The organism is Nocardioides szechwanensis, assembly GCF_900103935.1.
In the GTDB taxonomy this organism is placed as follows: domain Bacteria; phylum Actinomycetota; class Actinomycetes; order Propionibacteriales; family Nocardioidaceae; genus Nocardioides; species Nocardioides szechwanensis.
Genome location: NZ_FNIC01000012.1, coordinates 1 through 22745 on the forward strand (window position 1 = coordinate 1; position 22745 = coordinate 22745).

25 protein-coding genes and 1 tRNA gene are annotated in these 22745 nt (G+C 69.5%); 13 read left to right on the top strand and 13 right to left on the bottom strand.

The genetic code is table 11. The features are described 5' to 3' along the window. Positions 1-273 (bottom strand): transposase (locus BLR90_RS20780; RefSeq protein WP_143016281.1); only part of this gene is annotated, 273 nt, incomplete at its 3' end. 81 nt (positions 274-354) lie between these two features. On the opposite strand from BLR90_RS20780, the gene BLR90_RS19670 reads away from it, so the two are divergent. Beyond that, a protein-coding gene (locus BLR90_RS19670; protein WP_091026941.1) for an IS3 family transposase occupies positions 355-1586 on the top strand; the annotation gives its coding sequence in 2 pieces (ribosomal slippage) (positions 355-678 and positions 681-1586; 1230 coding nt in all). A 585-nt stretch (positions 1587-2171) separates the two neighbouring features. Then, a complete protein-coding gene (locus tag BLR90_RS19675; RefSeq protein WP_143016282.1) occupies positions 2172-3068 on the top strand; it encodes a hypothetical protein in 897 nt (298 codons plus the stop codon). Between the two features lie 66 nt (positions 3069-3134). On the opposite strand, the gene BLR90_RS21805 is transcribed toward BLR90_RS19675, so the two are convergent. Next, positions 3135-3518 carry a transposase gene (locus BLR90_RS21805; protein ID WP_091026943.1) on the bottom strand — a complete coding sequence of 128 codons (384 nt, stop codon included), beginning with the start codon at positions 3516-3518 and terminating at the stop codon, positions 3135-3137. Here BLR90_RS21805 and BLR90_RS21810 point away from each other — a divergent pair. Further along, a complete protein-coding gene (locus BLR90_RS21810) occupies positions 3484-3873 on the top strand; it encodes a tyrosine-type recombinase/integrase (protein ID WP_091027002.1) in 390 nt (129 codons plus the stop codon). The genes BLR90_RS21805 and BLR90_RS21810 overlap by 35 nt on opposite strands. A gap of 84 nt (positions 3874-3957) precedes the next feature. Here the strand turns inward: BLR90_RS21810 and BLR90_RS19690 are convergent. From BLR90_RS19690 to BLR90_RS19710, 5 genes are all read right to left on the bottom strand, one after another. Beyond that, positions 3958-4031, bottom strand: a tRNA-Arg gene (locus BLR90_RS19690). 160 nt (positions 4032-4191) lie between these two features. Continuing rightward, a complete protein-coding gene (locus BLR90_RS19695; RefSeq protein ID WP_091026944.1) occupies positions 4192-4479 on the bottom strand; it encodes a GlsB/YeaQ/YmgE family stress response membrane protein in 288 nt (95 codons plus the stop codon). 105 nt (positions 4480-4584) lie between these two features. Next, positions 4585-5283: a hypothetical protein gene (locus BLR90_RS19700; protein WP_091026945.1), complete on the bottom strand. Its 699-nt coding sequence runs from the start codon at positions 5281-5283 to the stop codon at positions 4585-4587. 36 nt (positions 5284-5319) lie between these two features. Then, complete coding sequence (locus BLR90_RS21340; RefSeq protein ID WP_218029500.1) at positions 5320-6729, bottom strand: serine/threonine-protein kinase; 1410 nt, start codon at positions 6727-6729, stop codon at positions 5320-5322. Between the two features lies 1 nt (position 6730). Further along, positions 6731-8152, bottom strand: coding sequence for an aminopeptidase P family protein (locus BLR90_RS19710; RefSeq protein WP_245715425.1), 1422 nt, complete (start codon positions 8150-8152; stop codon positions 6731-6733). Positions 8153-8210: 58 nt separating this feature from the next. Between BLR90_RS19710 and BLR90_RS19715 the strand changes: the two genes are divergently transcribed. The 5 genes from BLR90_RS19715 (at position 8211) to ettA (ending at position 15001) form a co-directional block, all read left to right on the top strand. After that, on the top strand, positions 8211-9332 hold the full coding sequence (locus BLR90_RS19715; RefSeq protein WP_091026946.1) for a PrsW family intramembrane metalloprotease: 1122 nt from the start codon (positions 8211-8213) through the stop codon (positions 9330-9332). Positions 9333-9349: 17 nt separating this feature from the next. Then, positions 9350-11050 carry a dynamin family protein gene (locus BLR90_RS19720; protein ID WP_091027004.1) on the top strand — a complete coding sequence of 567 codons (1701 nt, stop codon included), beginning with the start codon at positions 9350-9352 and terminating at the stop codon, positions 11048-11050. Continuing rightward, on the top strand, positions 11047-12702 hold the full coding sequence (locus BLR90_RS19725) for a YfjP family GTPase (protein ID WP_091026947.1): 1656 nt from the start codon (positions 11047-11049) through the stop codon (positions 12700-12702). Before BLR90_RS19720 ends, BLR90_RS19725 begins: the two co-directional genes overlap by 4 nt. A gap of 125 nt (positions 12703-12827) precedes the next feature. Further along, positions 12828-13244, top strand: a complete 417-nt coding sequence (locus BLR90_RS19730) for a single-stranded DNA-binding protein (protein WP_091026948.1) — start codon at positions 12828-12830, stop codon at positions 13242-13244. A gap of 74 nt (positions 13245-13318) precedes the next feature. Next, a complete protein-coding gene (gene ettA, locus BLR90_RS19735; protein ID WP_091026949.1) occupies positions 13319-15001 on the top strand; it encodes an energy-dependent translational throttle protein EttA in 1683 nt (560 codons plus the stop codon). A 4-nt stretch (positions 15002-15005) separates the two neighbouring features. Here the strand turns inward: ettA and BLR90_RS19740 are convergent, their stop codons facing one another. From BLR90_RS19740 to BLR90_RS19750, 3 genes are all read right to left on the bottom strand, one after another. Next, positions 15006-15503 (bottom strand): MarR family winged helix-turn-helix transcriptional regulator, encoded by a 498-nt coding sequence (locus BLR90_RS19740; protein ID WP_091026950.1) that lies wholly within the window; start codon positions 15501-15503, stop codon positions 15006-15008. Positions 15504-15571: 68 nt separating this feature from the next. Beyond that, entirely contained in the window at positions 15572-16786 is a 1215-nt protein-coding gene (locus tag BLR90_RS19745) for an acetyl-CoA C-acetyltransferase (protein ID WP_091026951.1), read from the bottom strand. A gap of 62 nt (positions 16787-16848) precedes the next feature. Further along, positions 16849-17430 (bottom strand): TetR/AcrR family transcriptional regulator, encoded by a 582-nt coding sequence (locus tag BLR90_RS19750; protein WP_091026952.1) that lies wholly within the window; start codon positions 17428-17430, stop codon positions 16849-16851. Positions 17431-17559: 129 nt separating this feature from the next. Between BLR90_RS19750 and BLR90_RS19755 the strand changes: the two genes are divergently transcribed. Both BLR90_RS19755 and BLR90_RS19760 read left to right on the top strand, forming a co-directional pair. Continuing rightward, on the top strand, positions 17560-17742 hold the full coding sequence (locus BLR90_RS19755) for a hypothetical protein (RefSeq protein ID WP_091026953.1): 183 nt from the start codon (positions 17560-17562) through the stop codon (positions 17740-17742). Between the two features lie 48 nt (positions 17743-17790). Continuing rightward, positions 17791-18672: an acyl-CoA thioesterase gene (locus BLR90_RS19760; protein ID WP_091026954.1), complete on the top strand. Its 882-nt coding sequence runs from the start codon at positions 17791-17793 to the stop codon at positions 18670-18672. Here the strand turns inward: BLR90_RS19760 and BLR90_RS20785 are convergent. Both BLR90_RS20785 and BLR90_RS19770 read right to left on the bottom strand, forming a co-directional pair. Then, positions 18627-19202: an RNA polymerase sigma factor gene (locus tag BLR90_RS20785; RefSeq protein WP_143016283.1), complete on the bottom strand. Its 576-nt coding sequence runs from the start codon at positions 19200-19202 to the stop codon at positions 18627-18629. The two genes, BLR90_RS19760 and BLR90_RS20785, sit on opposite strands and share 46 nt — an antisense overlap. Positions 19203-19967: 765 nt before the next feature. Further along, positions 19968-20342, bottom strand: a complete 375-nt coding sequence (locus BLR90_RS19770; RefSeq protein ID WP_091026956.1) for a globin — start codon at positions 20340-20342, stop codon at positions 19968-19970. A gap of 103 nt (positions 20343-20445) precedes the next feature. Here BLR90_RS19770 and BLR90_RS19775 point away from each other — a divergent pair, with 103 nt between their 5' ends. After that, entirely contained in the window at positions 20446-20871 is a 426-nt protein-coding gene (locus tag BLR90_RS19775; protein ID WP_091026957.1) for an OsmC family peroxiredoxin, read from the top strand. Between the two features lie 39 nt (positions 20872-20910). Here BLR90_RS19775 and BLR90_RS19780 read toward each other — a convergent pair whose 3' ends face one another. After that, the gene (locus BLR90_RS19780; RefSeq protein WP_091026958.1) at positions 20911-21933 is read right to left on the bottom strand and encodes a mechanosensitive ion channel family protein; all 1023 of its coding nucleotides are present in this window, start codon (positions 21931-21933) and stop codon (positions 20911-20913) included. Positions 21934-21992: 59 nt separating this feature from the next. On the opposite strand from BLR90_RS19780, the gene BLR90_RS19785 reads away from it, so the two are divergent. Both BLR90_RS19785 and BLR90_RS19790 read left to right on the top strand, forming a co-directional pair. Next, on the top strand, positions 21993-22358 hold the full coding sequence (locus tag BLR90_RS19785) for a hypothetical protein (protein WP_143016285.1): 366 nt from the start codon (positions 21993-21995) through the stop codon (positions 22356-22358). Further along, positions 22345-22731, top strand: coding sequence for a DUF5130 family protein (locus BLR90_RS19790; protein WP_176943985.1), 387 nt, complete (start codon positions 22345-22347; stop codon positions 22729-22731). The genes BLR90_RS19785 and BLR90_RS19790 overlap by 14 nt, the downstream gene beginning before the upstream one ends. Positions 22732-22745 lie beyond the last annotated feature (14 nt).

Consider the following 22745-nt stretch of genomic DNA (forward strand, 5'->3'; position numbering starts at 1 on the left):
GCCAGCAGCGTCGGCTTCAGCGACCAGACGAGCGTGGATCTTGTCCCAGGTTCCGTCCGTGCTGAACCGCTTGTGACGCTTCCAGATCGTCTGCCACGGCCCGAAGGACTCCGGCAGGTCCCGCCACGCCACCCCGGTCCGGAGCCGGTAGACGATGCCTTCGATCACCTGCCGGTGATCGCGGAACGGCCGTCCCCGCTGCCCGTCAGAGGAGGGCATCAGAGGCTCGACCCGAGCCCATTGAGCGTCAGTCAGCACAGCAGAACGCGACATGAGTCAACAATCCCGGACCGACCCCGCTGTCTTTAGGAGACACGCCCTAGTCGGGGCTGATGCACGGATAGGTGACATCTGATCTGTGGTGCCGAGAGGTGCCGCTGGAAGGATGTACACCGTGCCGAAGCCTACCCCAGAGAGTTCCGCGACGACGTCGTCCGTGTCACGAGAAACCGTGAGCCTGGCGTCCACCTGAAGCAGATCGCGGCCGACTTCGGCATCAGCGAGTCGTGCCTGAACGGGTGGCTTAAGTCCGCCGACGTCGAGGACGGCGCCAAGCCCGGCGCCACCGCCGAGCAGAACGCCGAGAACTGCGAACTTCGCAAGCGAGTGCGCCTCTTGGAGCAAGAGAACGAAGTCCTGCGCCGGGCAGCCGCCTATCTATCTCAGGCCAACCTGCCGGGAAAATGATGTACCCGCTCGTCCGCGAACTGGCCGCCAAGGATGCCCCACTGCGGGTGCCCGTGACGGTGACGTGCCGGGTCCTCAAGATCGCCCGCCAGCCCTACTACCGCTGGCTTGAGCTGCCGGTCACCGACGCCGACTATGAGGAGGCGTATCGCGCGCACGCGCTGTTCCTCGCGCACCAGGAGGATCCCGGGTTCGGCTACCGGCTTCTGGCCGACGAGGCCGCGCGCGAGCACGGGGAGCAGATGGCGGACCGGACCGCGTGGCGGATCTGTGCGGACAACGGCTGGTGGTGCGCCTTCGGCAAGCCCAGGCGCCGCAACGGGAAGCGGCCCGGCCCGGCGGTCCACGACGACCTCGTCGAGCGGATCGTCACCGCAGACGCCCCGAACCGGCTGTGGCTCACCGATATCTCGGAGCACTGGACGCGGGAGGGCAAGCTGTACATCTGCGCGGTCAAGGACGTGTACTCCAACCGGATCGTCGGCTACTCCATCGACTCCCGGATGAAGTCCCGCCTTGCCGTCACCGCGGTGAACAACGCCGTCGCAATGCGTCATGCCGCAGGCGACACCGTGGCCGGCTGCATCGTGCATTCGGACCGAGGATCGCAATTTGTCTCGCGGAAGCTCCGGCGCGCATTGGCCACTCACGGCCTGGTCGGATCGATGGGCCGCGTTGCCGCGGCCGGGGACAACGCCGCCATGGAGAGCTTCTTCAGCCTGCTTCAGAACAACGTCCTCGACCGCCAGACCTGGGCCACCCGCGAGGACCTCCGAATCGCAATGGTGACCTGGATCGAGCGGACCTATCACCGCCGCCGCAGGCAAGCCCGCCTCGGCCGATTGACCCCCATCGAGTTCGAGACCATCATGACCACGCCAGCGGCTCAGGCTGCGTGACCCAACCTGTCACCTGAGCGTGCATCAGCCCCATGAGTTACGCGGTGTGTGCCCTGCACATTTTGCCGCTGCAAGGCACCATCGAACGGCTACACACTGACCCGGATCCATTGTGACTTCGCCCGCTTCGTGTCAGGGTGATCCCTCACAGACAGCACCGATTCATTCCGGGACGGATCGACATCTGATGAAGTTCGCCACTAGGCACCCCTTGCGAGACCTCCACGACTCGCCCGCGTCGGGCGCCCCCTCAGGTATGCCGAAGACGGAGTCCCGGCCGGGACTCGGCGAAGGCGCATGAGTTGAACGGCAATGATGAGGCGCGGGACACGAGACTTCTACTCTTCGTTGTTGGCCTCGTTCTAGGCGTGCCGGCATTAGGCATGTCCTATTGGACCAGAAACGATTTCAACGAGCAGTTGGAGCATAGCGCGCTGTTCTGGACGTGTGTCCTTGTGGCGTCTGGTTCATTCCTCCTTGTTCTCGTGTCCGCCATTTCGTTCGCTGTGGCCCTAGGTAAACAGGATCGACCCGAGTCACGAGCAAAACCTCATTAGAACCTTCCACCAATTCAAGGGAACCAATATGCAACGGCGCATGTTACTCGGGGGACTGGCAAAGGTATTGATTTCTGGGGTGGCGTTCGCGTCGCTTGCCGTACTCGGCCAGCCGCCAGGTGGAGAGACTCTGAGAGAGTCGGCCGAGTCCGTGCCGGAAGAGCCAGCACCCGATCAGAGTGAGGCGGAGTCTGGACCACTGACGGAGGCCGAGCAGGTACTCGCAGAGGAGAAGCGGGCCGTGCTGGCGCAAGCACTCGTAGAGGATCGCTCAGATGAATGGCTGGAGGAGCAGGACCTCTATCTCGTGTCCGAGACCCCGCAATATGACCTCGTGGCAACGAACTCATCCAATATTGCGATCTATCGTCCCGACGTCTTCTATGACAGTGATTTACGGCGCTATTTCGTAATTGCTGAATACAGGTGGGACAGCATGGTCGGCGAAGACCTGTACAACTACTTCGATTCCAGTAGCAGCTGCGATGTGGACACGCCGTGCAACGTCGGAGGCAAGGACGGGTTCGCTTTGCGGTTCAGCCGCAACCTCGTGAATCGCCAAGCAGATGTCAATTTCTGTGGGCGTTCCGACATCACGCGGGACTGGGCGAACTTTGCTGGGTGCGCATCCCCTCCCCCAGACGCAAACAGTTCGGCGGGGGCCTCGTTCCTCCAGCAGGACAAGGTCTACAAGACTGTGGTAAAGCCGGACTATAACGTCTATAACGGGCAGATCATCATCGTCGTGGACCCGATCGCCTGCAATTCGACCGTGCAGATGTTCTCGAGGTATGGGCACACCTGGTCGTCGACGGGCATCAGCGCTATTGAAGTTGGCACCGCAGCCATCAACATCGTTTTCACAAAGACAGAGGACCGCTGGTCCGTGGCAAGTCAGAGTGGGACTTGGACGCGGAGCTGCTAGGGCGGCGTACACGCGTGGTCGTTCTTCGAGACAGTGCCAATGGGGAGCAGCAAGAGCAACGGCCGCTCAGCGAGACCCTCGGGCTCGCCTCCGCTTTGCGAGCAGTCGGGCACGTGTGGACGGCGCGGCGGAAAACGCTGCGCTTGTCTTCAGGATCTCGTTAGCTCGTCGAAGCTCACGGACCTCCCGCTCGAGCTCAGCCAGCCGCGTTGCGTCGTGAGTCGTGGTGCCCGGCCGGACGCCGCCATCGACCTCGGCTTGTCGGACCCAGTTGCGCAGGGTCTCTGGATGCATGCCGAGCTGGCCCGCCACTCGCGGGATCGCCCCGGACCTCGTTGCCGGGTCCTGTCTCAACTCGACCGCCATCCGGGTCGCGCGCTCACGCAACTCGTCGCCGTACTTCCTGGGTGCTGCCATGACTCGCATCCTCCATGGATTGAGAGCCTCCATCAGACCCGGGGCGATTCAGAGCCTGCCCGACTGGCTGCTTGATCGCGTTCAGCGTCGGGCGGTGGACGGGCGCATCGGGTTTGTCTTCGCGTCGCCCGCACACCTGGATGGTTCGCAAAAGTGGGATCAGTCCAACTCGTCCGCGGCAGTTCGGGGGGTGCTCGATGGTGTTGGAGTCGGATGGGCCATACCGCACACCTTCCGGCGTACGGTCGCGACGCTTCTGCACGAGGCTGGCGCACCTCTGGTCCGCATCGCTGACCAGCTCGGGCACGCAGACCCCGCCATGACCGCGAGGGTCTACCTCGGTCGTGACTTCTCGGGAGACAAGTCGGACCTCGCCCAACACCTCTGATCCATGGTGGGGACGTACGTGGGGAGTGGTAGAAGTATGCCGCTCCCGCAATGTTCGTTATTGCAGGTCAGGCTAGGTGTCACGCGCCCCCGGCAGGATTCGAACCTGCGACCGGCGGATTAGAAGGCCGCTGCTCTGTCCAGCTGAGCTACGGGGGCGGGACCGGAGCGCTGAACGCCGATCGCGGCAAGTATGCCCGAGGTGCCGCCCGGTCGAGGCGCTGGCTGACCAAGTCAGGATCCCTGACCTGGACCAGTCACAACGCCTCGACCTGGCCCGACGCGTCCGCTGAGCGCGTCGGGCGTCTTGATGCGCGCGTCAGTGGCGCGAAGCCACGCGCGCGCCGGTCGATCGCCTGCCGGTGACCGCGGACGCGACCATCACGAGGACCGCGGCGCAGGCGATCGAGACGAGCCACAGAGTCCAGTCGATCCCCGGGCTGCCGTCACCGCCGGCGGCGTTGTAGATGCCCAGGCCGATGAGTACGCCGCCGATGCCGCACAGGACCGTCAGCCAGATCGGGATGTTGTCCTTGTCGCCGGGGGCGACGAGCTTGCCGAGCAGGCCGATGATGATGCCCGCGATGACGATGCCGATGATCTCCATGGCGTCCTACCTCTTCTGCCCCAGTGACACTGTCGTGTGTCAGCGGCGAGCCGGTACCCGCTACCTCTGGTAACAAACCAGCGGCGGCCGGACTGTGTGGCGCAGTCAGCCGATCGCGTCGTTGAGCCGCTCGATGGCGGTCCCGGTGAGCGCGCCGATGACCGCCTCGCCCGGGGCGCCGAGGTCGATGACTCCGACCACGCTGAGGTTGTTGTCGATCCGGGACGCGACGAAGGCGAGGTCGTAGGAGTAGGTCTCGGTCGGGCCGGTCGAGACCTGGCCGGTGCCGGTGAGGCGCACCTGGTCGTCGACGTCGCCGATCTCGTCGCCGTCGTCGACGGTGACGGTGAGCGCCAGGTTGAAGCCGGTGGGGTCGGTGACGTTCACCTCGTCGCAGCTCTCGACGGCCGTACGGAACGCCTTCAGCGCGTCGGTGACCGTCGCGGTGTCGTCGAAGGACTTCACCCCGCTGAGGACGCTGCGCAGGACCCCGCCGGTCTCGGCGTTCCCCTCGGCGTCGAAGCTCACCTCTGCCTTGGTCCCGGCGTCGAGGTCGTCGATGCCGGACAGGCAGCCGAGGTCGGAGTCCTCGTCGTCCTCGGGCTGCGTGCTGTCCACGAAACCCTCGCCGACGTCGTCGAGCGTCAGCAGTGCGCCGTCGGCGAGCTCCTGGGTGAGCACCTGGGACGCAGGGTCCGGCTCGTTCTCGTCGTCCTCACTGTTTCCGCCACAGGCGGTCAGCGCGAGGCCGAGGGTCAAGGCGGCGGTCAGCAGGCGGGTACGACGGGTCAGGTACGGCGACATGGGAGGCAGTGTGGCAGTCACCGGAGGGGTCCGGGCTCAGCGGCCCTTGCCCTTGCCTTTGCCCTTTCCCTTCCCCTTGTCGGGCTTGCCGGTGTCGGTCGGGGCGACGTCCTCGTCGGTCGGTTCGTCGGAGGGTGACGCGGCCTCCTCGGCGGGGAGCGCGGCCAGCAGCGTCTCGGCGGCGGTGACGATCCGTTCGGCCAGGTCGGTCTCGATCGTCCCGGCCTCCTCGGCCGAGGTGGTGCTGGAGATGACGTTGTCGAGCGCGGTCCGCGCGGCGGGGTAGCGCTGCGCGGCGAGGGTCGAGTCGACCACGTCGAGGGCGCCGTCCGGTGCGTCCTCGACCGCGTCGACGGCGTCGTGCAGCTCCTGCAGCGGGGCCTGAAGGTCGGCCGCGACGCCCGCGGGGATGGTGGAGGTGGTGTCGGCGCCCTCGGTGCGGTCGCCGCTGTCGCCACCCGACGACACGATCGCCGCCACGATCAGCAGCACCAGGATCGCCCCGATGGCCGCTGCCGCGGCCCGCACGTGGGGCGGGACCTGCCGGACCCGGTCGACCAGCGAGTCGATCACCGACGGCCCACCGGTGGGTGTCACCGGCAGCCGTGGGGAGGTGAGGGAGTCGAGGTCGAGCACGGCCGTCGTACCGCCGCCGTCCAAGGTCCGCAGCTCACGGGCCACCGCCTCCGCGGTCGGACGCGCGGCGGGGTCGCGGGCGGTCATCGCGCCGACCAGCCGGCGCCAGGGCTCGGGCAGCGACTCGGGCAGGTCGGGGTCGCGGTTGAGGCGCGCCAGCGCCGACTCGGTGGGGCTGCCGGGGAAGGCGCGTTCGCCGCTGAGGATCTCGAGCAGTACCAGGCCGAGGGAGTAGACGTCGGCTGCCGGGGTGACCTCGTCGCCGCGGACCTGCTCGGGCGAGAGGTACGCCGCCGTGCCGATCGCGGTCCCGGTCCTGGTGTGGCGCACGGTGTCGCCGATGAGTCGCGCGATCCCGAAGTCGGCGAGCTTGACCCGACCGTTGTGGCCCAGCAGCACGTTGCCCGGCTTGACGTCGCGGTGAACGATGCCCTGGCCGTGGGCGTAGGCGAGCGCGTCGGCGAGCTGTGCCGCGATCTCGGCGACCTCGTCCGGGGCGAGCGGGCCGGCCTGGACGCGCTCGGAGAGCGTGGTTCCCTCCACCAGCTCCATCACGAGGAACGGCTGGTCGGTGGTCATGCCGGCGTCGAGCACCATCACCAGGTTGACGTGGCTCAGCCGGGCGAGGGTGCGCGCCTCGGAGGTGAAGCGGGCGCGGTCGGTCTCGGTGTCCGCGGTCTCGCGCAGCACCTTCACGGCGACCTCGCGATGCAGGACGCGGTCGGTGGCGCGGTAGACGTCGGCCATCCCACCGGTTCCGAGCCGGTCTCCGAGGTCGTAGCGGTCGGCGAGCACCCCAGACGATCTCACGTCAGGATCGCAGCGACCCCATCCACTCCTCGATATCGGTCGCCGAGCGGGGGAGTGACGCGGACAGGTTCCGCGAACCGTCGCTGGTGACCAGGATGTCGTCCTCGATCCGGATCCCGATACCGCGCAGCTCCTCGGGCACGAGCAGGTCGTCCTCCTGGAAGTAGAGGCCCGGCTCGACGGTCAGCACCATCCCGGCGGCGAGCGTGCCCTTCGCGTAGGACTCGGGGGAGGCCTGGCCGCAGTCGTGGACGTCCATGCCGAGCATGTGGCTGGTGCCGTGGAGCGTCCAGCGGGAGTAGACCTTCGACTCGGGGTCGAGCGCCTCCGCGGCCGACACGGGCAGGAGTCCCAGGCCCTCGAGCCCGTGGGCGAGGACCGTCATCGACGTGAGGTGGATGTCGGCGAACTCCACCCCGGGACGTACGGCGTCGATCCCGGCCTGCTGGGAGGCGTGCACGAGGTCGTAGAGGTCACGCTGGAGCGTGGTGAACGTGCCGTCAACGGGCAGCGTGCGGGTGACGTCGGCGGTGTAGAGGTTGTGGCCCTCGACCCCCATGTCGAGCAGCACCAGCTCGCCGGGCGTGATCGGCCCGGAGTTCTCGATCCAGTGCAACGTGGTGGCGTGCTTGCCGCCGCCGACGATGGAGTCGTAGCCGATGTCGTTGCCCATCGTGCGCGCCCGGCGGAAGAACGTGCCCTCGAGCCACCGCTCGCCGTACTTCAGTACGTTGTCCCACTCGCGCACAGAGTCTTCGAAGCCGAGCGTGGTGATGTCACACGCCTCCTGGAGCTCACCGACCTCCCACTCGTCCTTGACCAGCCGCATCTCGGAGATGACGCGGGCGAAGTCGGCGTCGAGGGAGGTGTCGGGGGCCACGAGGCCGTCGACGTGCGCGGAGACACCGCGGTGGACGCGGGTCTTCTGAGAGACCGACAGGGCGTCGGCGAGGGAGTCGATGTGGCGTACGTCGATGCCCAGCGACGTGGAGATCTCGCGCGCCGAGGGGCGCCGGCCGGCCCAGAGCTCGCCGTAGACCCGGTCGCGGAAGAACTCGTCGGTCTCGCGCGAGGAACGTGGCCGGGCGTAGAGCACGGCCTCGCCGTCCTGGAGCACGAGAACGGCGTCGCTGGTCTGGTTGCCGCAGAAGTAGGTGTGGGCGGTGTCGGACCGGAAGCGGTAGTCGGTGTCGTTGGCGCGCACCTTGTAGGTGCCCGACGGGAGCACCAGGCGCTCGCCCGGGAAGACCTCGGCCAGGCGCGCGCGGCGGGCGGCCGCGACCTGGGTGATCGGGTGCGGCGGGAGGTCGAGCTCCCGGTCGCCCCAGCCCTGACGCATGAAGGCTGAGTAGGCGGCGGGCACTGCCGGGTCGTGGGACTCGGTCTTGGGCTCGACGGATTCCGGGGTCGTCTGCTCGCTCACCCGGTTACTGTACGCCGCGAAGTCGGTCCGCCCGAGCCCTGACGTTAGGCTTCCACCTATGCCCGGTCCACGTCGCGACAGCGTTGCCTTCACAGTCGTGGTGACCGTGTTGGTGGGCCTTGGCGCGCTGTTGATGCTGGCGATTCTGACGCTGTCCGGGGCGCCCGCGATCACGCTCCTGGCCGCCGTCCTGGCGGCCGTCCCGGTCGGCCCGCTGGTGGCGTCTTACCTCTGGCTCGACCGTTACGAACCCGAGCCCAAGCGCCTGCTCGCCTTCGCCCTGCTGTGGGGTGCCTTCGTGGCTACCATCGCGGCGATCGTGGTGGGCGGCCTGGGCGGACTCGTCGTCGGCTTCACCGACAACCAGTCGCTGGCGATCGTCGCGCCCGTCACCGAGGAGGCGAGCAAGGGTGTCTTCCTCCTACTCCTGCTGTGGTGGCGCCGGGCCGAGCTCGACGGGATCCTCGACGGCATCGTCTACGCCGGGATGGTCGGCATCGGGTTCGCCTTCACCGAGAACATCCTCTACCTCGCCGCGGCCTACAACGGCACCGACGGCACCGGCCCCGGCGGCATCGCCGGGGTCACGACTCTGTTCGTCATCCGCTGCCTGCTCAGCCCCTTCGCGCACCCCCTCTTCACGACGTTCACCGGCATCGGGATCGGGATCGCGGTGACCACCCGCGTCCCCGCGTTGCGCTGGCTGGCGCCGATCGGCGGCTACTGCCTCGCCGTGATCGCCCATGGGCTGTGGAACGGCTCCACCATCTTCGGGCTGGGCAGCTTCGCCGCCGTCTACCTCGTCCTGATGCTCCCGGCCCTGATCGGCCTGGTGTGGCTGGGGGTCTGGACCCGCAGCTCCGAGCGCCGGATGCTCGCGGCCGCCCTCGACGACGCATCCCGCCGTGGGCTCATCCCGGCGACCGACATCGGCTGGGTGGTCGACCTGCGCGCTCGCCGCGCGGCCCGCGCCCACGCCAAGCTGTACGGCGGTCCCGCCGCCCACGAGGCGATGAAGGACTACCAGCAGGCGGCCGTCGAGCTGGGCTTCCTGCACCACCGCCTGCTGCGCGGGACGGCTCCCGCTGACTACCAGGCCCGCGGACAGGACTACCTTGCCCGAATCAACGCCGTGCGCCCGAGCATCGCGTTCCCCGGACAGGTGGTGCCGACGCGATGAGCGACACCAACAGCTCGATGCTGACCGCGCTGGTGCGCCTGCGCGGAGCGTTGCAGGACGCCGAGCTGCCACTGGACGCCCCCGGCATCGCCGAGCTGCGCATCGCCCGCAACGAGATGGTCGACCAGCTCGAGGACTACGTCATCCCGCGCCTGATGACCATCGACGCCCCGCTCCTCGCGGTCGTGGGCGGCTCGACCGGCGCCGGCAAGTCGACGCTGGTCAACTCCCTGGTCGGGCGCCGGGTGACCACTCCCGGCGTACTCCGCCCGACCACGCGCTCACCCGTCCTGGTGCACCACCCGGACGACGCCGAGTGGTTCGGCCAGGACCGGCTGCTGCCCGACCTCGAGCGGGTCAACCACTCCACCAACGACCCCGACGCCCTCCAGCTCGTCGCCGCGGAGTCGATCCCGGCCGGCCTGGCCATCCTCGACGCGCCCGACGTCGACTCGGTCGAGATCCGCAACCGGCAGCTCGCCGCCCAGCTGCTGGCCGCCGGTGACCTCTGGCTCTTCGTCACATCCGCCGCGCGCTACGCCGACCAGGTGCCGTGGGACTTCCTCAAGCGCGCCGCCGAGCGCTCGACCTCGGTCGCGATCGTGCTCGACCGCACCCCCGACGAGGCGGTCGAGACGGTGTCGACCCACCTCGCCCGGATGCTCGCCGCCCGCGGGCTCAAGGACTCACCCCTCTTCACCGTCACCGAGGGCAAGGTCGACGACGAGGGCCTGCTCCCGCCCGACCACGTGGCCGAGATCCGGGCCTGGCTCCACTCGCTGGCCGCCGACTCGGGCGCCCGCGGCGCGGTCGTGAAGCAGACCCTCGACGGCGCGATCCGCACCATCGCCCGCGGCACCCACGCCGTGGCCGACGCCGTGGCCGAGCAGGTCACCACCGCCGACCGGCTGCGCACCGACGCCGACCGCGCCTACGACGAGTCGATCGCCGCGATCATGGCGGCCTCCGCCGACGGGACGCTGCTCCGCGGTGAGGTGCTCGCCCGCTGGCAGGAGTTCGTCGGCACCGGCGAGCTCCTCAAGTCGCTGGAGACCAAGGTCGGCTGGCTGCGCGACCGCGTCGTCAACGCGGTCAAGGGCAAGCCGCAGCAGGCCGAGCGCGTGACCGTCGCCGTCGAGTCCGGTCTGGAGACGCTGATCCTCGAGCACGCGGAGGCCGCCGCCGAGCGCGCCGAGGCCTCGTGGCAGCAGCTCGCCGCCGGCCAGGGCCTGCTGGCCTCCGCCGACCAGGACCTCGGCCGCGCCTCGCGAGAGCTGCGCCGCAAGGCCGAGCGCGCCGTACGCGACTGGCAGGCCGACGTGCTCGAGATGGTCCGCACCGAGGGCGCCGACAAGCGCACCACCGCGCGCTTCCTGGCGTTCGGCGTCAACGGGCTGTCGGTGGCGCTCATGGTCGTCGTCTTCGCCCACACCGCCGGGGTCACCGGGGCCGAGGCCGGCATCGCCGGCGGCTCCGCCGTACTCGGCCAGAAGCTGCTCGAGGCCGTCTTCGGCGACCAGGCCGTGCGCGACCTGGCCGAGCGCGCCCGCCGCTCCCTGGAGAAGCGGCTCACGACGCTGTTCCAGGACGAGCGCCTCCGGTACGTCTCGCTGGTCGACGCGCTGCAGCTCAAGCCCGCCGTGCCCGACCAGCTGCGCGACGCGTCGCGTCGCATCGATGACCTCAGGTATGCCGAGTCGAAGCGAGAAGCCGAGTGACCTCCCTGCTCGAAGGAGCCAAGAAGCTGGTCACGAAGGGCACGGACATCGGTGCCCGGATCAGCGCCATGGAAGCCGCTGCCGCCGCCGCGCGCGGCCGGCTCGACGACGCCCTGGTCGACGAGGCTGCGGCCGTCTCCGACCGTGCCGCCAGCCGGCTGAGGCTGTCGGCCCAGCACACCGTGGTCGGCATCGCCGGCGCCACCGGGTCCGGCAAGTCCTCGACGTTCAACGCGCTGACCGGTCTCGAGCTCTCCGCCGTCGGTGTACGCCGTCCCACGACGTCGTGGGCCAGTGCCTGCGTCTGGGGGACCGACGGGGCCGACGAGCTGCTCCAGTGGCTCGGCATCCCGCCGCGGCACCAGACCACCCGCGACTCGATGCTCGACACCCGGCGCGAGGACACCGCCCTCAACGGCGTCGTCCTGCTCGACCTGCCCGACCACGACTCCACCGAGCTCAGCCACCACCTCGAGGTCGACCGGCTGGTGCAGCTGGTCGACATGCTGGTGTGGGTGCTCGACCCGCAGAAGTACGCCGACGCGGCGATCCACGACCGCTACCTCGCACCGCTCAAGACCCACGACGAGGTCATGGTGGTGGTGCTCAACCACATCGACACCGTGGCGGAGGACCGGCGCGATGCGATGGTGGCCGACGTACGCCGGCTCCTCGACCAGGACGGCCTGCACAAGGTCCCGATCATCCCGATCAGCGCCCGGCACGGCATCGGCCTGCCCGAGCTGCGTGAGGAGATCGTGCGGCGGGTGCGCGCCAAGCAGGCCACCCGGCAGCGGCTCGAGGCCGACCTGCGCGGCGTGGCCGACCGGATGCAGGAGGCCTCCGGGTCCGGCAAGACTCGTGCGCTCTCCGACGCCCGGGTCTCCGACCTCGAGGACGCCTTCGCCGAGGCGGCGGGCGTCCCCACGGTCGTCGACGCTGTCGAGCGCTCGACCCGGCTGCGCGCGGGGCGCGCCACCGGCTGGCCGGTCGTCGCCTGGTTCTCACGGCTCAAGCCCGACCCGTTGAAGCGCCTCCACCTCGACCTCGGCGACGCTGCCGAGAAGTTCTCCGGCCGATCGCGCACCTCGCTGCCCGAGACGACGCCGATCCAGCGGGCCCGGGTCGACACCGAGGTGCGCGCGCTCGCCGACGACGCCTCGGCCGGCCTCGGTCGGCCCTGGGCGGACGCCGTACGTCGGGCGTCGACATCGCGGATCACCGATCTCAGTGACCGGCTCGACAGTGCTGTCGGCGGCACCGACCTGGGCGTCGCCAAGATGCCCTGGTGGGCCGGCGCCGTGCGCGCGATCCAGTGGGTGCTGATCATCACCGCGCTGCTGGGCGGTGCGTGGCTGGCCGCGCTCGCGGTCATGGGCTACCTCAAGGTGCCCGAGCCGGCCACGCCCGACATCGGACCCCTGCCGCTGCCGACGCTGCTGCTGCTCGGGGGCGTCGCCCTGGGAGTGCTGCTGGCCCTGGTCTGCCGCTGGCTGGTCTCGGCTACGGCGCACCGCAAGGCCGCCGCCGCCGACCGGCGGCTGCGCGCTGCCGTCCACGAGGTGGCCGACGAGCTGGTCGTGCAGCCGGTGGCGGCTGAGCTGGCCGCCTACTCCGCCGTACGCACCCACCTCGCCACGACGCTCAAGTAGCCACGAGTCGTCCCCAGGGCGGCCGCTGGCGCGCCCGTCCACAGGGCACACCCCGATCGTCCGGGGTTGTCGGCGCCCCCGCGAAGCCTCGGTCGCGACAACACCCGCGACCGAAGGAGATCGACATGCCCAACGAGACGATGGTGACCCTGCAGGGGTGGCTCGGCGGCGACGTCCAGGTGCGCCAGGCCGGCGACTCGGTGGTCGCCAGCTTCCGGCTGGCGTGCACCCCGCGCCGGTTCCGGCGCAGCACCCAGGAGTGGGCCGACGGCCCCACCCAGTGGTACACCGTCAACGCCTGGCGCGCGCTCGGCGACCACTGCGCCCGCTCCCTGCGGCGCGCCGACCCCGTGGTCGTGCACGGCCGGCTCAACGCCCACACCTACGTCAACAAGGCCGGCCACGAGGTGACGGTCTTCGAGGTCGAGGCCGACGTCGTCGGCCACGACCTGACCCGGGGCGTCAGCCAGTTCACCAAGGCCGCTCGGCCGGCCGCCGAGTCCGCGCCGGAGCCGGCGCCGGAGGCCAGCAACGCGGCCTGACCGGACGCCCGAGGGGCAGGGGCGACGAGCCCCCGATCAGGGCCCGGCGGCGTTCTCCATCTAGGCTCGGGGACATGGCTGAGTATGTGTTCACCCTGCGCAACGTGCGTAAGGCCCATGGCGACAAGGTCGTCCTCGACAACGTGACGCTGTCGTTCCTGCACGGAGCGAAGATCGGAGTCGTCGGCCCCAACGGCACCGGCAAGTCGACCCTGCTCAAGATCATGGCCGGGCTCGAGCACGCCAACAACGGCGACGCGATCCTCGACCCTGGCGCCACGGTCGGCATGCTCCAGCAGGAGCCGCCCCTCACCGAGGGCAAGACTGTCCTCGAGAACGTCGAGGAGGCGGTCAGCGAGATCAAGGGCAAGATGGCCCGCCTCGACGAGCTCTACATGATGATGGGCGACCCCGACGCCGACCAGGACAAGGTCGCCACCGAGGCCGGCGACCTCCAGACCGAGCTCGACGCCGCCAACGTGTGGGACCTCGACAGCCGCCTCGACCAGGCCATGGACGCGCTGCGCTGCCCGCCGCCCGACGCGATCGTGGACCACCTCTCCGGTGGTGAGCGACGCCGGGTCGCGCTGTGCAAGCTGCTGCTCCAGCAGCCGTCCCTGCTGCTGCTCGACGAGCCCACCAACCACCTCGACGCCGAGTCCGTGCAGTGGCTCGAGGGCCACCTCAAGACCTACCCCGGTGCCGTCCTGGCGATCACACACGACCGCTACTTCCTCGACAACGTGGCCGAGTGGATCCTCGAGCTCGACCGTGGCTCGACCCACCCATACGAGGGCAACTACTCGACCTACCTCGAGACCAAGAAGGACCGGCTCAAGATCGAGGGCCAGAAGGACGCCAAGCGGGCCAAGATGCTCGAGCGCGAGCTCGAGTGGGTGCGCTCCAACGCCAAGGCCCGTCAGACCAAGAGCAGGTCGCGCCTCGCGCGCTACGAGGAGATGGCCGCCGAGGCTGACCGGATGCGCAAGATCGACACCTCCGAGATCAACATCCCGGCCGGTCCGCGACTGGGCGACATCGTGCTCGAGGCGAAGAAGCTCACCAAGGGCTTCGACGACCGGATCCTGATCGACGACCTGTCGTTCTCGCTGCCCCGGGCCGGCATCGTCGGCGTCATCGGCCCCAACGGCGTCGGCAAGACGACCCTGTTCCGGATGATCACCGACCAGGAGGAGCCTGACGGGGGCGACCTCACCGTCGGCCAGACCGTCAAGCTCTCCTACGTCGACCAGAGCCGTGGCGGCCTCGACCCCCAGAAGAACGTCTGGGAGGTCGTCTCCGACGGGCTGGACTTCATCAAGGTCGCCAACTTCGAGATGAACTCCCGCGCCTACGTCGCGTCGTTCGGCTTCAAGGGCCCCGACCAGCAGAAGAAGGCGGGGGTGCTCTCCGGTGGTGAGCGCAACCGCCTCAACCTCGCGCTCACGCTCAAGATGGGCGGCAACCTGCTGCTCCTCGACGAGCCCACCAACGACCTGGACGTGGAGACGCTCTCATCCCTCGAGGACGCCCTGCTCGACTACCCCGGCTGCGCCGTGGTCACCTCGCACGACCGGTGGTTCCTCGACCGGGTGGCGACCCACATCCTGGCGTGGGAGGGCGACGACGAGAACCCCGCCAAGTGGTTCTGGTTCGAGGGCAACTTCGACGCCTACGAGGAGAACAAGGTCGAGCGTCTCGGCGTGGAGGCGGCCCGCCCGCACCGCGTCACGCACCGCCGCCTCACCCGCGACTGACCCGTCAGCGCATTTCCATTTCCGGGTGGCCGGCGATCAGGTGGTCGGCCACCGCGTTCATGACCCGGCCGAGGGCCTCGAAGTCCTCTGGGGTCGCGAGGTCGACGATGTAGTCGCGTACGCCGTTGACGTGCGTGGGCGCGACGTTCTCCAGGAGCAGCCGGCCGCGCTCGGTCATGATCGCGACCACCCCTCGTCCGTCGTCGGGGGAGTCGGCGCGCTCCACCAGCTCGGCCTTCTCCATGCGCCGGATGGTGTGGGTGACCCGGCTCCGGCTGTGCGCCAGGGAGTCGGCGAGCTGGGCCATCCGCAGGTGACCGCCGCGCTCGGAGAGCCGCACCAGGATCTCGAACTCGACCAGGGAGAGGCCGTGGTGCCGGCGGAGGTCGTCGTCGAGACGGTCGAAGAGCAGCTGCGAGCCGAGGACCAGGCCTCGCCAGGACCGCTGCTGGCCCTCGTCGAGCCAATGCGTCTCGCGTGCCTCGCCGCCGATGTCTCCCATACTCAGAGTCTAGGAGTCTCGGCGGCGAGGGCCCGCGAACCGCGGCGGGTGTGACGAAGCAGTCTCTCCTAGAGCCGCTCGAGGATGAGCGCCATGCCCTGGCCGCCACCGACGCACATGGTGATCAGGCCGGTGGACTTGTCGTGCCAGTCCAGCGAGTTGAGCATGGTGTTCTGGAGGCGCGCACCGGTCATGCCGAACGGGTGGCCCACGGCGATCGCGCCGCCGTTGACGTTGAGCCGGTCGAGGTCGATGCCGAGGTCCTGGTAGGACGGGACGACCTGCGCCGCGAACGCCTCGTTGATCTCGACCAGGTCGATGTCGCCGATGCTCATGCCGGCGTACTTAAGGGCGTTCTTGGTCGCCTCGACCGGGCCCAGGCCCATGATCTCGGGGGACAGACCGCTGACACCGGTCGAGACGATCCGGGCCAGGGGGGTGAGACCGAGCTCGGCCGCCTTGGTGTCGGACATGATCACCACGGCGGCGGCGCCGTCGTTGAGGGCGCAACAGTTGCCGGCAGTGACGACGCCGTCGGGGCGGAAGACCGGCTTGAGGTCCTTGATGCCGTCGTAGGTGACACCGGCGCGGGGGCCGTCGTCAGCGCTGACGACCGTGCCGTCGGGGGTCGTCACCGGCGTGATCTCGCGGGCCCAGAAGCCGTCGTTGATCGCCTTCTCGGCGAGGTTCTGCGAACGTACGCCGAACTCGTCGAGCTCCTGGCGGGAGAGGCCGCGCAGCTTGGCGACGTTCTCCGCGGTCTGGCCCATGGCGATGTAGACGTCGGGCAGGAGGCCGTCCGCGCGCGGGTCGTTCCAGCCGACACCGCCCTCGGCGGTCTTCTCGGTGCGCGCCTTGGCGTCGTCGAACGCGTGGTTGTGGGTGTCGGGCCAGTGGTCGGAGGTGCCCTTGGCGAAGCGCGACACGGTCTCGACGCCCGCGGAGATGAAGATGTCGCCCTCGCCTGCCTTGATCGCGTGGAAGGCCATCCGGGTGGTCTGCACGGACGAGGCGCAGTAGCGCGTGGTCGTGGCGCCGGGGACGTTGTCCATGCCGTTGAGGACGTTGACCACGCGCGCCATGTTGTTGCCCGACTCTCCGCCGGGGAGGCCGCAGCCGAGGTAGAGGTCGTCGACGATGTTGGGGTCGAGGGCGGGGATCTTCTCCAGCGCCGTCTTGATGATCGTCGCCGCCAGGTCGTCGGGACGCAGGTCCTTGAGTGAGCCCTTGTTGGCGCGGCCGATGGGTGAACGCGCTACGGAAACGATGACTGCCTCGGGCATGGATGGTTCTCCGATCTCGGTGGGTGATGCGTGGGCCAGACTAGAACACGTCGCAGTAGCGGCTACTCGACGCCCAAGGGATGCATCGCCTGGTCGAGGGAGCGGGCGAGGTAGTCCTGCCGCTCGCCGTCGGGCTTGAGTAGCGCGGAGAGCAGGATCCCGTCGAAGGAGGCCATCAGTGCCTCGGCCCGGGCGTCGGCCTGGGCCATGCCGTGGCCCGCGAGGACGTCGGCGACCACCCGCAGCAGCCGGTCGCGGTTCTGGCGCAGCATCGCGGCCAGCTCGGGGTCGCGGGCGGCCTCCAGGGTGAGCTCGACCTTGGCCAGCACCAGGGTCCGGGCGTCGAGCCACCGGCCCAGCAGGGCGATGACGAGCTCGACCGCGCGAGGGTCCTCGGGTGTGCAGTCGGCCAGCTGCTCGATCAGTGCGTCGACGTCCTCGGCCATCTGCGAGGCGACGTACTCGGTGAGCGCGAGCTGCAGGGCGCGCCGGGTGCGGAAGTAGGCGGACGTGGTGCCCTCGGGGAGCCCGGCCGCGCGGTCGACGCTGCGGTGGGTCAGCCCGCGCAGCCCCTGGTCGTCGAGGACCTGGGTGGCCGCGTCGAGGATCGCGCGCCGGCGGGGGGTCAGCGAGGAGGGGGTCATCGGTCCTTCGGTCTCGACGGGGCTGAGGAGGAGGTGTCCCAGGACACGTTGCCACACCTTGTGTGCGGTTTTCTACGCATGTAGATTCTACATAGGTAGAACTACAGATGTAGAAAAGGATCTGACACCATGACTTTCGAACTCCTCTCCGCCCTCACCCCCTGGCTGGTCGGCTTCGCCGCCGTCGTCGTGATCGGCCTCGCTCTGGCGGTCGTTGGCGTCACCGACTTCGTCGCGAGCAACCGCAAGGTCCGGGTCGCGCGCCACGAGTCGATCCGTACCTACTACGGCCGCCTGACGCTCAGCCACTGATCCGACCTCCCGGAGCGCCCTACCGGGGCACTCTGGGAGCATCGAGGGGTGCGCCACGTATACGAGTGCCCCCTCCGGTGGGCAGACCTGGACCTCCAGGGACACGTCAACAACGTGGTCTACGTCGACTACCTCCAAGAGGCTCGGGTCGACCTGCTCCGCATCCACGCCCCGGCGGCTCGTCCCGACGACCTCGCCGAGGGCGTGGTGGTGGTGCGCCACGAGGTGACGTACCGCGCGTCGTTGCAGTTCCGGTTCCGGCCGGTGCGGATCGAGTGCTGGGTGACGGAGGTCCGGGCCGCGTCCTTCACCATGGCCTACGAGGTCTTCCACGACGACCCCGATGAGCCTGGCCAGCGCCGGGTCTACCTCCGGGCGACGACGGTGCTGACGCCGTACGTCTTCGCCGAGGAGCGCCCCCGCCGGATCGCCCCCGAGGAGCGCGCGATGCTCGCGCAGTTCCTCGAACCGGTGGACGACCCCGTCGACAGGGTCCGGCTCGCTGCGGTGCCGCAGGAGCACGCGGTCCACTACCCCGTGCACGTGCGGTTCTCCGACGTCGACGTCTACGGCCACGTCAACAACGTGAAGTACTTCGAGTACTTCCAGGAGGCGCGCATCCGGCTGCACGCGGGACTCTTCCGGGGCCTCGAGGGGATCGAGGACCTGCACCTGGTGGTCGCCCAGACCGACGTGGACTACCGGGTGCCGATCCTGTTCCGGCCCGAGCCGTACGACTGCTGGTCCCGGGTCGCGCGGGTGGGGGAGCGTTCGATGACCCTCGAGTCCGAGATCTGCGACGGTGACGTCGTCCTCTCGCGGGCCCGGGTGGTGATGGTGTTCGTCGACGTGCACACCGGCAGGGCGGTCGCGCCGGGACCTGCCTACCGCGAACGGTTGTTGACGGCGGCGGCGGCCGGCTCCGGCTGACCCGACCCCGCGGCGGCGCGCAGCCGGCGCAGCCCCCGGTGGTGGGCGACCCGGACCGCGACCGCGCTGATGTCGAGGGCCACGGCGGTGCTCGCCACGTCCAGGCCCACTCCGTCGATGCAGCCGACCACGTCGCGTTCGCGAGGTGGCAGCGCGGCCAGCGCCCGGCGTACCCAGTCGCGGCCGTCGACCTCGGGTGCGGGGCCGTCTGTCGGCAGCTCCGCCAGCTGGGTGATCCCGGGCTCGGTGCGGCGACGCCGGCTACGGCGACCCGTCGTGGTCGCCAGGTTGCGCGCGATCCCGAAGAGCCAGCCCGCGAACTGCTCGGAGCTGCCCTCGAAGTCGGCAACCCGCTGCGCGGCGACCAGCCAGGCCTCGCCGGCGATGTCCTCGGGGGAGACCGCGGCGTCGCCGGTGGGGCGGGTGCGTAGCCACACGACAAGACGCCCGGCGTGTGCTCGGTAGAGCTCACGCCAGGCTTCGGGGTCCCCACCCTTGGCCCGGGCGATCAGTTCGTCGTCGCGATCCACTCTGGTCCTAGTCGCTCCTGCCTTCCGACGGCCCCGTGCCCTTGTCCTGTCCCGAGTTCTGTCCTGAGCCTTGGCCCTGGCCTTGGCCCTGTCCTTGCCCCTGGCCTTGTCCTTGACCGTGACCCTGGCCCGGGTGCTCCGTGGGCCGGTTTCCCTGACCGGGGTGCTCCGTGGGCGGCTGTCCCTGCCCGTGTTCCTGGCCGTTCCCCTGACCCGGTCCGGCGGTTCCGAGTGCCTTGTCGTCCGGGGAAACGGAGGCATTGTCCGCCGGACCGGGGGTCTGGGGGGTCGGCGCGGGCGCCGGGGTGAAGGAGCCATCGGTGGAACCGGAGGAGCCCGACCTGGGGGTGCCGGGCTCCTCCGGGGTCGGAGGGGCGGAGGGGGTTGGCTTGTCGTGCGGCGCGGAGTCGCGCTCGGGGAGGCCCGGGACCGAGATGGTGCCGGTGGCCCAGGCGCCGCCGACGCTGACGCCGACCAGGCCCGCTGTAGCTAGAGCCACCCGCCACGGGGGGACACCAAGAGGACTAGGCGCAGCCTGTGAGGCGGCAGCGAGCGCGGCGAGCTGGTCGACCAGGTGGTCGTCCGGCTCGAGCGTCGGAGCATCCAGCCCTAGGTTGGCGTGGCGGGTGGCGGTCATGGGGGTTACCTGGTGAGGTGCGTCGGTGGGCAGGGGGCAGGTGGTCACCCCATACTTGTCGCGGGGACCCTCGGGCGTTACATCGCAGGCAGAACTTTTTTCTGCCCTCTCCCAAGGCCCGTGCCGGCCTACTCGAGGGCGTTGACCATGAACTGGGCGGCGTGGGTGACGTAGTCCCAGAACTTCGCGTCCTGCTCCGGGGTCAGCCCCACCGAGTCCAGCCCCTCGCGGAAGTGCGCGAGCCACCGGTCCTTGGCCTCCGGGGTGACCGCGAACGGCGCGTGACGCATCCGCAGCCGCGGGTGCCCACGCTGGTCGGAGTAGGTCGTGGGGCCGCCCCAGTACTGCACCAGGAAGAGCAGGAAGCGTTCCTCGGCCGGTCCGAGGTCCTCCTCCGGGTAGAGGGGTCGCAGCACCTCGTCGGTCGCCACGCCTTCGTAGAACTTCGCAACGATCCGCCGGAAGGTCTCGAAGCCACCGATCTCGTCGTAGAACGTCGTCACCGGTCCATTGTGCTGGGCACGACCCGGAGGCTCCGCATCGGCGTGCGAGACTCGGCTCGACCGCTTGGCATGACAGTGACAACGACAGGGGAGTGACCCGCAGATGGCAACGACTCGCTCGGCAACCACGCACTGGGAAGGCAGCCTCTTCGAGGGTGCCGGCAAGGTGACGCTGGAGTCCTCCGGCCTCGGCACCTACGACGTCTCGTGGCCCTCGCGCGCCGAGGAGGCCAACGGCAAGACCAGCCCCGAGGAGCTGATCGCGGCCGCCCACTCGTCCTGCTTCTCGATGGCGCTCTCCAACGGCCTCGCCAAGGCCGGCACCCCGCCGACCGCGCTGGACACCTCCGCGGAGGTCGAGTTCACGCCCGGCACCGGCATCACCGGCATCAAGCTCACGGTCCGCGGTGTCGTCGAGGGCATGAGCAGCGACGACTTCGTGGCCGCGGCCGAGGCGGCCAAGACCGGCTGCCCCGTCAGCCAGGCCCTCGCCGGTACGACGATCACGCTCGACGCCGCGCTGGCCTGACGCCCTGCTCCACCGGCTAGGACTGCTGGCCGGCTGGGGCTACTGCCGGTCGCCCTCCACCGCGTCGTCGGCGGGGGCGGCCGGCTCGGCGCGGTTCCAGATGACCCGCTGGGGGAGCGGGATCTCGATCCCCTCGTGGTCGAACCTTGCCTTGATCCGCTGCCGCATCTCGCGAGCGACCGCCCACTGCTCCAGCGGGGCGGTCTTGAGGGTGACCCGCACGAGGACGCCCTCGGGGCCGAGCTGCTCCACGCCCCAGACCTCGGGCTCCTCGATCACCAGCTGCTTGTAGTCCTCGTCCTCCCACAGGTCGTGGGCGACCTCCTGGAGCACGCGGCGCACGCGAGCGAGGTCCTCGCCGTAGCCGACGCTGATGTCGAGCACGGTGCGCGCCCAGTTCTGGCTCATGTTGCCCACCCGGACGATCTCGCCGTTGGGGACGTACCACACCGTTCCGTTGACGTCGCGCAGCCGGGTGACCCGCAGGCTCACCGCCTCGACGGTGCCGTCGGCCTCGCCGATGTCGATGACGTCACCGACGCCGTACTGGTCCTCGAGGATCATGAAGATCCCGGACAGGAAGTCCTTGACCAGCGATTGGGCGCCGAAGCCGAGCGCCAGTCCGAGGATCCCGGCGCTGGCGATGATCGGGGCGATGTTGACCCCCAGCTCGCTGAGGATCATCGTCCCGAACATCGCGACCAGGACGCCGGTGATGATGCTCTTGAGCAGGCTGCCGATCGTCTTGGCCCGCTGCACCCGCCGAGTCGAGGTCACCGGGTCCGAGGCTGCGGCGTGGCTGGCGCCGCGCCGCACCATGGAGAAGCGTCCGACCTTGTCGGGCAGCACGCCGGCCTCGGCCCGCCGTACGACGCGGTCGACCAGCCGGTGCAGGACCCACCTCAGGACGAGTCCCAACAGGAGCAGCCCGATGATCGCGAGAGGGGTCCCGATCAGCACGTCGGCGATGTCAGCGGCGGTGGTGCTGCCGGTCAGTCCGAAGGCGGCGTCACAGATCTGCTCTCCGGCCGCACAGGGGTCAGTGGTCTCGAGAGCGAACATGCGCTCATGCATAGCATCTCGGCGCGGAGTGATCGAACCGAGCCGATAGGCTAGGCACCGTGATCTCGAAGCTCCCGCCTGCCGCCCGCCGAAGTGTCGTAGTCCTCGTGACCGGCCTCACGCTGACCGGCCTGTCCCTGGTCCTCGCGACGCCGGCCGTGGCCGAGCCGTCCGAGGGCTGGCCCGACAACAACCCCGTCGACATGCTCCAGGCGCTCCTGGTCCTCGCCGGGATCCCGCTGCTGCTCTTCGTCGTGATCACCGTCGCGGTCTACGTGCCGGCCCTGGTCCGCGGCGAGCGGATCGCGCCGGGTGCTCCCGCCGTCGACAACCAGTGGCTGGGTGGGCCGCGCAAGAGCGCCGGCGAGCTGGCCGCCCCCGACACCGAGTCGTCCGAGGCCGGTGGTGCAAGTGGCCGCTGGTGATCCCTTCAGCAGCGCCGAGCGCTTCACGCTCGACGAGGCCATCCGCAAGGCCGAGCAGCTGTGCCGGGCGGAGATCTCGGTGTTCGTCGGCAAGGCGACCGGCGAGCCCCGCCGGTTCGCGACCAGCCTGCACAACTCCCTGGTCGCCCCTGCTCGCAGCGTCTTGATCATGGTCGACCCCGAGGCCCGTGCGCTCGAGGTCGTCACCGGTGGCTACGTGCGCCGCACCCTGACCGACGGGGAGGTCGAGCTCGCAGTCATCACCATGCAGAGCGCCTTCGCCGAGGGTGACCTGGTCGGCGGGCTGATCCGCGGCATCCACTTCATCGCCGACCACGCCCGGTCGCCGGAGACCCTGCACGCCGGGGAGTGACTTCGTTACTCGCT